The organism is Empedobacter sp. R750, assembly GCF_030324345.1.
In the GTDB taxonomy this organism is placed as follows: Bacteria; Bacteroidota; Bacteroidia; order Flavobacteriales; family Weeksellaceae; genus Empedobacter; species Empedobacter falsenii_C.
In genome coordinates this window covers 47,355-58,880 of record NZ_JACAGF010000008.1, presented here as the reverse complement: position 1 = coordinate 58,880, position 11,526 = coordinate 47,355, and the positions used below count along the sequence as shown (strand labels likewise).

The window sequence follows — 11,526 nt, the reverse complement described above, 5'->3', positions numbered from 1 at the left end:
CTAAACAAGAAAATGTATTAAAACCTTTTCAAATATGGTTATTGGCTTAATGATTGCAATTGAATTTATAAATAAAGTTTCTCACAAAAAGAATGAATTATGAAGCAATTAAATAAAAAAATGATCTCAGGTTTAGCGTTAGCAGGTTTGGGAGGGTTGACTTATGCTTGGTTGAATTGTCGAAAAGTTAAAATCCCGGATTATGTTACAGCGGTCGAAAATTTTGATCCGCAACAATACATGGGAAAGTGGTATGAAATTGCACGATTAGATTTCAAATATGAAAAAAATATGAGTCATGTAACTGCGACTTATTTTTTGAATAAGAAAGGTGTAATAGAAGTTCATAACAGAGGTTTTGATGATAAAGAAAACCAATGGACAGAAGCTCATGGAAAAGTTAAGTTGAACGGAGAAGAGGGGAAAGGAGCTTTAAAAGTTAGTTTCTTTGGACCATTTTATTCAGGATATAATGTAGTGTTGATGGATCCTAATTATGAAACAGCTTTGGTTTTTGGTGAAAGTCATGATTATATGTGGATTTTATCACGACAAAAAACAATTTCGGAAGAAACAAAACAAAAGTTTCTTTTGTATGCAGAAGAAAAAGGATATGCGATAGAGGAACTTACTTGGACTGTACAAGAATAAGTTGATAAATATAGTTTCATCTCAAAGGGCTAATTTCTTTTAAGAAATTAGCCCTTTGAGATGAATGATGAATATATTATTCTGCTAATGGATTAATTTGATCTGCTGTAGGAAAATCTTGCCCTGTATTACCAATCGTTTTGTTTAAATCAAATTTTGCAGCATCAGACATATTAGCACCACCCGCTAATTTTGCTTTGTCTAATAAATCGAGTGCTAATTTTTCTTCTTCACGTTGTTCAGCAACCAACCATTGTAAGAAATTCCATGTTGCCCAATCTTCTTCTTCCATACTCATTTTTACAATTTTGTAAATGGATTCGGTATTTTCGATTTCTTGTTTTAAAACAGCTTGAAAACACTCTAATACATTTTTAGGTTCAGGTCCAGGGTTTTTAATGGCTTCAATTTTTACAGTTCCACCACGTTCTTGTACATATTCTATAATTTTAGCCATATGTACGCGCTCTTCCTGAGAGTGTTTCATCATAAAATTTTTGACTCCGTCCAATTGATTTTCATCTGCCCAACATGCAAGCATTAGATAAATTTGTGCCGAAAAAGCTTCTAATGTAATTTGATCATTTAGTGCTTTTTGTAATGTTTTAGAAATTCTTGTTGTATTCATTTTTAAGGGTTATTTAAGTTGAGAATATTGAATGGAATTTTCGCACCAAACCCAATTTTTGAATGTTAATACTTTCTAAAATATTGATATTTAGATTCGTTTCAAATATTTTGATAACATTAAACCTTACTTCTTATTATAAAAATCAATTTGTCGTTGAATTGTTTTTTCGGTTTGAATAATGTCTAGTATTAGAATTTTGATGGTTTCTTTTTTGTTCTTTTCTGTTTCATAAAAGTTGGAGTACAAGAAATTCATGAAAAATTCTGTTTTGTTCTTCAATATATCTTTTTGTTCTTCAATATTAGATAAAGAAGTGATTTTATCATAATTTATCAAGTCAATTTTGGAAGTTGAAACTGATTTCCAAGCGCTTGTTTTAATTTGAGGAATAAACACGCCTTTACATTTCATTGTGATATCCAAAATGTTAACACTTTTGTTATCAGCATAGTATTCAAGTGAATCGACATAAGAATTTTGCAAAGGAACATTGTATTTTATTTCTTCCGTTGTTTCATTCAATTCACTTTTTATCGTTGAAAAAACTTGATTAATATACACTTGGTCTTTTCTATTTGTGTTCCAATTGTCAATAAACAGTGCAATCAAAATACCTACGGTTACAGGAATAATTTCTTTGATAAATTGAATTGAATAATTTTCTAATGCTTTCTTCATTAAATTTAGTTCTTGTTAATTTGTATTAAAGTGTTAAGTCAAACAAATATCTCATATTCATCGGAATGCACCATAACTATTCTTATATTTTTTGAAAATAGTATCGAAATTTAAACGTTAACAATTAAGTTGATGTTTTTGAGAGTTGAATTAAGTTTAATTTGCTCTATTTTGTTCCTCGAAATTCACTTTTTTGTTGTTTTCTTTCACTTTATTATTTCCAAAATTGTATGTTAAACTAAGTTTGAAACCTCTGTAATCATTGTATTGATTAAATTCTGAACGATAATCGCCGTTATATGAATATCCTTTGTTTTTTATCGTTTTGAATACATCATTTATCACAAAATTGGCTTGTAATTTTTTATCAAAGAAAGATGTTTTTATTCCAGGCGAAAACTCTAATTGATCTTGTAGTTTGATATTGGCATAAGTGAATGGAAGCGTATGCCAGAAATTAAGCATCAAAAACCATGTTTTGTCTTTATTCAATGTGATGGTGTTGTAGAAAGAATACGACATCGAATAAACTTTTAACTTTTCCACTTCAGAAATAGTCGGTTTTGTGGTTGTATAAGATGCATTCGCATTAACTGAAGTTTCCCAAATTTTGAAAAAGGTATTGTAATATCCAATATTGAATCCCGTTCTGTTTTGATCGTAACTATTTTCTACTACATTGCTGTAAATTCCATTCGAAAATCGTGCAATATTAGACAAATTATTTTGGCTGTATTGATTGTAAAGTCCAAAAGTCAATTTTCCTTTGTACGAATAATTTAGTTCGATATTATCATTAAAAGATGGTTGTAATTTAGGATTTCCTGTGAAATACATATACGGATTTGTGTACCAACGAAATGGATTTAAAGATTGAAAATCGGGACGATTTATTCTTTTGGAATAATTGATACTGAACGAATGATTCGTAGTTGGTTTGTAGCTGACATAGGCTGTAGGAAATAATTTTCCATAGTCCTTTTTCAGTTTGCTGTTTTCGTCATTTGGCGTAAAACCTACTAGCGAAGTGTATTCGTATCGTAAACCTGCTTTTGTTGACCATTTTTCGTTGAAATCTTTTTGAAAACTCACATAAGCTGCATAATTATTTTCTTTGTATTGGAAAATATTGCTGTTCGTAGGATTCAAAATAAAATCTACTCCATCAAATTCATAATATCCCACATCCGATTTGTTGTCCAATAATGTATATTTTGCTCCAGTTTCTATGTTCGACCATTTGTAAGGCAAAGTAAAATCAGCTTGCATCGAAAAGATCGAATATTTCATTTTACTATTGTTTTGGATTAAAGTTTCGTTGTTATTCAACTCATTTTGCGTATTAAAATCATTGAATTTTTTTGGTGAATTATTCAGAAAATTTGCCGTGAAATTTAGCTTTTTTCCAATGCTATCTAATTTTATGTCATAATAGGCATTCAAGGTATGTGTTGGTGTTGTCCAATGTTGTTTTTGATTGGTATACAAAGTAGAATCGATAACTGAATGTGTTTGGTATCTGCTGATTCCTTTTGTATTCATATCATAATTCAATTTACTATAACTGTAAATAAATCCTGTATTTTGGTTTTTATTGATTTTGACATCTAAGTTATAATTAACGTTAAAAATCTTCGGATTATCATGTCTTTCTTCGTTTGTATAAATTGCGGTTTCTTTCCCAATCAGGTTTCGACTATTGTGTAATTTATAATTAATATCACCTTGATTTATTTTTAATGAACTACTTATTTTATTCGATTGATAATTAAGCGTTCCGCCTGTTCTGAAACCATTGTATGAATTTCGTTGATATGAAGAATTTACACTCCCGCTCCAGCCAAGATTGGGATTTTTCTTTAAAATAATATTAATAATTCCGCTATTTCCTTGCGCTTCATATTTTGAAGGAGGAGTTGTAATGATTTCGATTTTCGCAATATCGTCGGAGCGCAGCGATTGTAGATAATTCGTAAGTTCGCTTCCTGATAAATTAAGCATTCTATCATTTACCATAACCGAAACATTTCCTTTTCCGACAATCGAAATATTATCATTTAATACATTCACCATTGGTGTGTTTCGTAAAGCGTCCAAAGCAGACATTCCTTGTGAAGCAATAGAATTTTCGATATTGTAAACAAGTCGATCAACTTTCTGTTCAATCAATTTCTTTTTTGCTGTAATCGTTGTGCCTTCTAAAGTTGTTGCATCTTGAATTTTGATAAGCCCTAAGTCTTTATCTTGTTTGATTTCTATTTCTTCCGAATAAAATTCTACGCCAAATTGTTCTATTTTAAGTAAATAATTTCCAGCATCTATTTTCATAGAAAATAATCCCAGATTATCTGTATATGCTTGATTGATAAGTAAACTGTCATTTTCGAAAAGAAGAACATCAGCAAATTCAAGTGCTTTGTCATGTTGATTGATTACTTTTCCTTTTATCGAAAATTGTTGCCCAAAAACTGATGAACAAAAGCTAAAGGCAATCAAATAGCAGCTAATCAAAATAAGATTTTTCATATGATATATTAATTTATAACAAAGAAAAAGTATCGAAGAAAGATAAAATTGTAAAAATCGTGCAGCTTAATGTTGCGCATAAATCCAAGCCAATTGTTCTTGTTGAATGCTTGTTTTATTTCTTAATTGATTGGGCGATTGCCCCGTAATTTCTTTAAAATCGCGGATAAAATGGGATTGATCGGTATAATTATTTTGGTAAGCGATATGCGTAAGTTTTTCTTTTTCGAAATGAAGAATAGACTCTAGCGCTTTTCTAAATCGAACTGTTTTCAAAAAAGATTTAGGACTTTGCCCAATCTGATTCATGAATAAACGATATAAAGTCGATTCGTTCATTGAAAGTTGTTTGGCTAAAGGACCAACTTTTAATTCATCTGTTTGTTGAATGAGATATAAGATTTCTTTGGTTTTAGTAGTTAAATAATCTTGATTTAAGCTTTTCAATAGTATATTTTCGAGCATTAAAATTCTTTTCAAAGAATTCTTTTCCTCAAACAATTGTTCTGTAAAATCTGTTGCAAATTTTGGGAAAATCATTTCGAAAACTTCATCACTTTTAATTAATTCATCGTACGAAATATTTGTAAATAAACGTAACGCAGCTGGATGAAAAATAATACAAACTTCATCTAAAGTAGCATTAATGCTTACATTAAGATTAGATTCGTGAAATCCTGATAAATAACTTTTGTACGTAGCATTTCCTTTTAAGGTAAAAAGATGTTTGCTAGTTTTATTTTGTTCGAGAATGATTTTATTCTGCTTGTAAATGGAAAGACAAAGATTAGTATTAGGAAAGGTTGAATAATCAATCTTTTCATCCTTTTCAGATCTGAAAAGGATGAAATATTGAACAATATTTTTTAATTCAGGATGATGAGGTTGTATAATTATGGTTTTCATAAACTTACATGTAATATAATCAATTTGTGCGATTAACACGTTGATAACGTGTTCTATTCTATAGACGCTTTTGCTTGATGTATGTTACCTGTAAATTCGAATTATTTTTAATCTTCCTCCACAAATTTAGGTTGAGAAGCTTTTATTCCAAAAAATGTTAGGATCATCATGCAGAACATTAAAAAGTATAATGAATAGCTCCAAGTAGAATCGATATCATATAATTTTCCGAAAATAGGAGGTCCAAATGCCGCAATTAAATAACCAACAGATTGTGCCATTCCCGAAATTTTGATTGTTCCAACCATTGTTTTTGTTCTTAATGAGAAGAATAAAATAGAAAGACTAAAGGCAAATCCTCCTGCAATTCCAATTAAAATCGCACTCAAATAACTGAATTTCGCTTTGAAAATTAGCAATGTTATGATTCCAATAAAATATAAAATGGAAGTTATGTAAATCATAATTTTTGGATTTTTCATGCGTGAGGCTAAAACTGGACTTACTAACATGGCGGGTAACATGGCAAGTTGTAAAACCGAAAATACCCAACCTGCATTGTTTTTTGTCATACCAAAATCTATTAGTAATGTAGGTAATAATGCAACCAAACAATAATAAATCAACGATTGTAATCCCATAAAAATACTAATGTTCCATACTTGTTTTGATTTGAAAATATTGAATTTTACATCCTCTGATTGAACAATTTTTTGTTGAGTTGCTGTTTTATTTTTTAAAGAATCAATACAGACAATTATAAGTGCAGCTATAGCCGCTACAATCCAAACTCCAAGAGAACCTTTCCAACCTAAATTTGTCCAATTTCCAATTGCAATACTCAATCCAGAAGCTAAAGCGGCGATTAAACTCATCGAAACCGAAAAAATACCTGTCATAATTCCAATTTTTGTTGGAAACGTATTTTTTATATACGCTGGTGTCAAAACATTTCCAATACAAATTCCCAATCCAATTAATAACGAACCGATATATAACATCGAAATATTGCCGTAAATACGGACGTAAATCCCGATAATTAGAATGATTAAGGAATAAATTAATCCGTGTCGAATGTTAATTTTTGCAGTGGCTTTACTCACTAAAATTGAACAAAATGCAAATACGAAAAGTGGAATAGAAGTCAATAAACTTGCTTGAAAATTATCTATTTTTAAGACAGATTTCATTTCATCTAAAATTGGACTAACAGCTGTAATTGGAGCTCTTAGGTTAGTTGAAACTAAAATGACAACTGCAATTCCAATCCAAATATTTTTATTTTTTTCCATTGACTTGATATTTCTAATTCGGTTACAAAATTAATCATGTCGTTTTTATTAATTTTGCCATATATTATATTTAAAACGACAAATAAAATTAACTTCTTGTACATATTGAATTAAAATTCGTCAGTTCGAGTGATTTTTAGAAATGAAATGAATAAAAATTGTATCGAGAATTAAGATGAATTTTTATCTTCTAAAACTTTATTCTCGATACAAAATTCTTGCAGAATTTCACTCGAACTGACGGTTTTATTGCTATAATTAGCTAAATGTATAAAAGAGAAAATTAATTAATTTATGAAACAAATTATTGGAGAATATTCTGATCATATGAAGACCAATACTTATGTTTGGTACGAGAAGAATCGCAAAAATGCGGATGAGGTTCATTCGCACGATTATTTCCAATTAAATTATGTTGAAGAAGGTTACCAATATTTTCATATCGAACAAAAGATTTATTTAGTCCCTCAAAATCATGTGATTTGGATTCCTGCAAATAAGCTACATCGTACGACTTCCGAGGCGAAAACCGTCAATCCAATGTTGATTTTGTTTAAAGAAGTTTTTAAGGATGATTTTTACAATGATATTCATGTTTTTGTTGCGCCGCCAATTCTAAAGGAAATGATGTTATATGCCTCAAAATGGAACAAATTTTTGGTAGAAGAGAAGGAGCAAAAGATTTTCTTAAATTCAATGTTGTATAGTTTGCCTCATTTTTGTGATGAAAACCATAATCTAGAATTACCAGTTCTTGTTGATACCCGTTTAATTCCGGTGAGTGAGTACATTCATTTTCATTATTCGACAAATTTTAATTTGAATGAATTGGCAGATAAAGCGAATATGTCTGCTCGAAATTTGCAACGAATTTTCAAACAAGAAACAGGAATTACACTTCAGAAATATATGCAACTTGTCCGAATTCTAAAAAGTATTGAATTAATAGATACCAATAATTTTACATTGAGCGAAATCGCTTATAAAGTCGGTTACAAAAGTTTGTCTGCTTTTACAGCGTCTTATTTTACTGTCACGAAAACAAAACCTAAACGAAAATAATCAGTTTTAATTTCGATCAATTTTTACTTTTCTTAATTTAATTTTTTAACAAATTGAGTTGATTGATAATGTTTTAACATCTCATTTTTTTATCAGAATTAGAACATGAAACTCGATTTTTATCATTCTTCAATAAATTAATTTAGAATAAATAAAAATAAATTTAAAAATTCGTTTACATTTGTCTTATTAATTATTAGACTAATTCTAAATAATAAAATTAAGGACAAATGAAGAGGCGCTTTTTTCTACTAAGCTTACTTACAACACTAACTCTACAGGCTCAAGAAATTAATTCGTTTCCAAAAGATTCGACGATTAATTTGGAACAAACCGTTATTTCTGGGCAATATAATGCACAATCGGTTAAGAAATCTATTTACGAAGTAAAAGTAATTTCGCAAGAAATGATCGAGCGACAAGCAGGAAATACATTGGCAGATGTTTTAAATCAAACATTGAATATGAATATTATTCCGAGTTCTTCTACAGGAAAATCGACGGTGCAAATGTTTGGTTTGGATGCGCAATATTTCAAAATTTTGGTGGATAATATTCCATTAGTTAACGACGAAGGTTTAGGAAATAATACCGATTTAACGCAGATCAATTTAGATGATATTCAGCAAATAGAAATCGTAGAAGGTGCGATGGGAGTTGAGTACGGAGCTAATTCTATTGCGGGAGTAATCAATATTATTACTAAAAAAGGAGGGAAGAATAAATTTGATATTTCTGCGACTTTGCAAGAGGAAACAATTGGTGACGAATACAATTGGAAAAATAAGGGAAGACATATACAATCCTTGAAAATCGGGCATAAATTTTCAGACAAAATCTACGCTAATTTAAGTTTTTCACGTAATGATTTTCAAGGATTTTTTGATGATAAAAAAGGAAAGAATTATCCTAATAATGATGGATTGAGAGGATACGAATGGTTGCCAAAAGAGCAAAATGCAGCAAAAGCATTTGTTCAATATAAAAAAGACAATTATCGTTTGTTTTATAAATTCGAATATTTCAACGAAGAAACCAAGTATTACGATCCCAATCCAATTGCTTCAACGAATGCGCCAACTGCGACAATTGATTATTTTGGAAAAGATAGAACGTATACAACAGATCGTATTTACAATCACTTAAATGTTTCTGGGAGATTTAGAAAATCAATTAATTATGATGTTTCGTTTTCATATCAAGAACAAAAAAGAAAATTGAAATCGTACAATTATGAAATTCTTGAAGGTATTGAACATGATGTAAACAAATTCGAATATGAAAGTCGAAAAGTGTATTATTCTAAAGGGATGTTCAGCAATTTTATTAATAAAAATGATTATTTCGATTTTCAATTTGGTTATGAAATCGATCAAACAAAAGGTTTTGCTTCAACTTCGGCAGGAGAATTTTTTCAAAAACCTATAAAAAGGAAATTAGGAACATATGATTTTTTTGCTTCTTCTGAGATTAATCTAAATGATAAACTTTCGTTTCGTCCAGGCGCTCGCGTGATGTTTTCGGAGCAATTTGATACGCAATATGTAATGAGTTTGAGTGCAAAATATCTATTTGGAAAACAGTGGGAATTGCGCGCGATTGTTGGGACTTCGCCACGTTTGCCAAATTATGAGGAAATGTATTCGTATTTCGTAGATGTCAATCATAATGTGCAAGGAAACGAAAATCTGAATCCAGAAAAAGGAGTTTCTGCTTTTGTTCACTTAAAAAAGAATTGGAATATTGGAGAAAATAATTCATTAGAGCAAAAAGTATCGTTGTGGAAAATTAATCTGAAAGATAAGATTGATTTGATTGTTGTCGAAGAATCTCCATTGAAATATCAATACCGTAATATTGACAATTATGATGTACAAGGTATTACGTATTTGAATCAATTCAAAGTCCATCAATTTATGGGTGGAATTGGTTTTACCTTGACAGGAATCAAGCAAGATATTGATGAAGCAGTTGCTGTAAATTCAGTTAAAAATAAATATTTCTATTCAACGCAAATCAACGCAAATGTTTCGTACACCTTGCCAAAAACCAATACAATTTTCTCGCTTTTCTATAAATATAATGGAGCTCAAGAGCAATTTGTCTTGAAAAATAATCTGTCAAATACAAGTGAACAAATTTTGGTAAAAGGCAAACAAGAAGCTTTTAACTGGATGGATGCGTCGATTAAACAAAGTTTTTGGAACAAAAAACTTGATTTAACAATTGGTGCAAGAAATCTTTTTGATGTGAAATATTTGAACAGTTCATCTGGAAATGATGGCGCGCACAGCCAAGGTTCTACGAGTATTTTGTATGGATATGGGCGTTCGTATTTCGCTAAACTTACGTTCAATTTAGGAATTAATTAATCAAAAAATTATGAAAAAAATATTTATATATACCTTATTGTTTAGTCTTTCTTTTTTGTGGTCGTGTAGTGAAGAAAACAATCCAATTGGACAAGATTTTGTTGTTGCTTTTAAAGATGCAAGTATAGATTTTAGTAAGATTGATAATGAGAAAACAATAAATTTAATTTATTCTAAAGTTGCGGAACGAGATGGTGAAATTCATATCAAAGTAACCGAAGATAAAGCAACTTATAATGTCGATTATTCAACTTCTGTTGCAGTTACAAATCAAGAAATTATTATTCCAATCAAAAAAGGTGAAACGTCGACAAGTTTTACGTTCAAGAATTTGATTTATCCATTTGATCGTTCTGATAAAACGATTCAGTTTGAAATTTCAAAAATTGATTATCCATCAGCGATTGTTCAAGGATATTCGTCAACAAAAATCTCTTTCGAAAATTCGATTGGCGGAACAATGGATGTGGAAATTGGCGGACCAAATGAGCAATATCAAGTTTATGTTGACTTAAGTAAAGGAACGCAAACAAAGGTAAAAAGGGATTCTTGGGATTTAGGTTTTTACAATGGAACAAATTTCCGAGTGATGTTAAATACTTCTATTTATATGGCGGTAAAAGCGCTGGACGAAACTGATTTGTCGAAAGTAACAAAAGCATCTGTTGGGAAATTAATCAACGAAGTTGCGGTAGGTACATTTACAGATTCGAACAAAGAATATGTTGACGATCCTACTGGAGATATTTTGAAAACGGCGATTGCGGAAATTAAAGAATCGGATAATCCAGTTTATTTACTGAATTTGGGTTACGAAGTCGGAACATCAACGCCTGCAGTTGGTTCGGCGGCTGTTGCTGGAAATTCGCGCGGTTGGAAAAAAGTGAAATTCATCAAAAAAGATGAGCAATATGTGATGCAATATGCCGATTTAGATGATACGACTTACAAAGAAAAAGTTATAGCAAAAACGTCAACGCACAATTTTGTTCACTTCAGTTTTACGACGAATGATTTTGTAAATGTTGAACCTCCAAAATTAGAATGGGATTTGAATTTTACAGTTTTCACTAATCTTATTACAGGAAATGGTTCGTATGGATATTCGGATTATGTGGTCAATAATTTGAAAGCAGGTGCAAAAGCTTATCGTGTAGATGTAACTAATGAAATTACCTACGAAAAATTTAATGAAACGATGATTGATGAAACAAAATTTTTAGACGATCAGCGTGCAATTGGAGATTCTTGGCGACAAGTAACTGCTCCTCAAAAATTATTCTCGGATCGATTTTATATCATCAAAGATGCAGAAAATAATTATTACAAAATTAAAATGTTAGCCTTCCTGAATGCTTCTGGTGTGAGAGGTTATCCAAAATTTGAATATAAACTTATCAAATAAATT

At 30.3% G+C, this 11,526-nt stretch carries 9 protein-coding genes; 4 read left to right on the top strand and 5 right to left on the bottom strand.

From position 1 onward, the window contains the following. Window positions 1–99 precede the first annotated feature (99 nt). The gene (locus HXZ74_RS09740) at window positions 100–651 is read left to right on the top strand and encodes a lipocalin family protein (protein ID WP_038334090.1); all 552 of its coding nucleotides are present in this window, start codon (window positions 100–102) and stop codon (window positions 649–651) included. A gap of 76 nt (window positions 652–727) precedes the next feature. Here the strand turns inward: HXZ74_RS09740 and HXZ74_RS09735 are convergent, their stop codons facing one another. From HXZ74_RS09735 to HXZ74_RS09715, 5 genes are all read right to left on the bottom strand, one after another. Next, window positions 728–1,279 carry a ferritin gene (locus HXZ74_RS09735; RefSeq protein WP_286475092.1) on the bottom strand — a complete coding sequence of 184 codons (552 nt, stop codon included), beginning with the start codon at window positions 1,277–1,279 and terminating at the stop codon, window positions 728–730. A 126-nt stretch (window positions 1,280–1,405) separates the two neighbouring features. After that, entirely contained in the window at window positions 1,406–1,960 is a 555-nt protein-coding gene (locus tag HXZ74_RS09730) for a hypothetical protein (RefSeq protein ID WP_038334092.1), read from the bottom strand. A gap of 156 nt (window positions 1,961–2,116) precedes the next feature. Further along, window positions 2,117–4,486 (bottom strand): outer membrane beta-barrel family protein, encoded by a 2,370-nt coding sequence (locus HXZ74_RS09725; protein WP_286475091.1) that lies wholly within the window; start codon window positions 4,484–4,486, stop codon window positions 2,117–2,119. A gap of 66 nt (window positions 4,487–4,552) precedes the next feature. Beyond that, on the bottom strand, window positions 4,553–5,392 hold the full coding sequence (locus tag HXZ74_RS09720; RefSeq protein WP_114999340.1) for an AraC family transcriptional regulator: 840 nt from the start codon (window positions 5,390–5,392) through the stop codon (window positions 4,553–4,555). Window positions 5,393–5,499: 107 nt separating this feature from the next. Further along, window positions 5,500–6,684: a CynX/NimT family MFS transporter gene (locus tag HXZ74_RS09715; protein ID WP_286475089.1), complete on the bottom strand. Its 1,185-nt coding sequence runs from the start codon at window positions 6,682–6,684 to the stop codon at window positions 5,500–5,502. Between the two features lie 294 nt (window positions 6,685–6,978). On the opposite strand from HXZ74_RS09715, the gene HXZ74_RS09710 reads away from it, so the two are divergent. The 3 genes from HXZ74_RS09710 to HXZ74_RS09700 all read left to right on the top strand — a co-directional run bounded on the left by HXZ74_RS09710 (window position 6,979) and on the right by HXZ74_RS09700 (window position 11,523). Then, a complete protein-coding gene (locus tag HXZ74_RS09710; RefSeq protein WP_286475088.1) occupies window positions 6,979–7,746 on the top strand; it encodes a helix-turn-helix domain-containing protein in 768 nt (255 codons plus the stop codon). A 230-nt stretch (window positions 7,747–7,976) separates the two neighbouring features. After that, a complete protein-coding gene (locus HXZ74_RS09705; protein WP_286475086.1) occupies window positions 7,977–10,118 on the top strand; it encodes a TonB-dependent receptor plug domain-containing protein in 2,142 nt (713 codons plus the stop codon). 10 nt (window positions 10,119–10,128) lie between these two features. Then, entirely contained in the window at window positions 10,129–11,523 is a 1,395-nt protein-coding gene (locus HXZ74_RS09700) for an HmuY family protein (protein ID WP_280062736.1), read from the top strand. Window positions 11,524–11,526 lie beyond the last annotated feature (3 nt).

Coding starts and splice junctions, on each gene's coding strand:
- HXZ74_RS09735 (WP_286475092.1), bottom strand. CDS start 1,279: ATGAATACAACAAGAATTTCTAAAACATTACAAAAAGCACTAAATGAT.
- HXZ74_RS09700 (WP_280062736.1), top strand. CDS start 10,129: ATGAAAAAAATATTTATATATACCTTATTGTTTAGTCTTTCTTTTTTG.
- HXZ74_RS09730 (WP_038334092.1), bottom strand. CDS start 1,960: ATGAAGAAAGCATTAGAAAATTATTCAATTCAATTTATCAAAGAAATT.
- HXZ74_RS09705 (WP_286475086.1), top strand. CDS start 7,977: ATGAAGAGGCGCTTTTTTCTACTAAGCTTACTTACAACACTAACTCTA.
- HXZ74_RS09725 (WP_286475091.1), bottom strand. CDS start 4,486: ATGAAAAATCTTATTTTGATTAGCTGCTATTTGATTGCCTTTAGCTTT.
- HXZ74_RS09710 (WP_286475088.1), top strand. CDS start 6,979: ATGAAACAAATTATTGGAGAATATTCTGATCATATGAAGACCAATACT.
- HXZ74_RS09715 (WP_286475089.1), bottom strand. CDS start 6,684: ATGGAAAAAAATAAAAATATTTGGATTGGAATTGCAGTTGTCATTTTA.
- HXZ74_RS09740 (WP_038334090.1), top strand. CDS start 100: ATGAAGCAATTAAATAAAAAAATGATCTCAGGTTTAGCGTTAGCAGGT.
- HXZ74_RS09720 (WP_114999340.1), bottom strand. CDS start 5,392: ATGAAAACCATAATTATACAACCTCATCATCCTGAATTAAAAAATATT.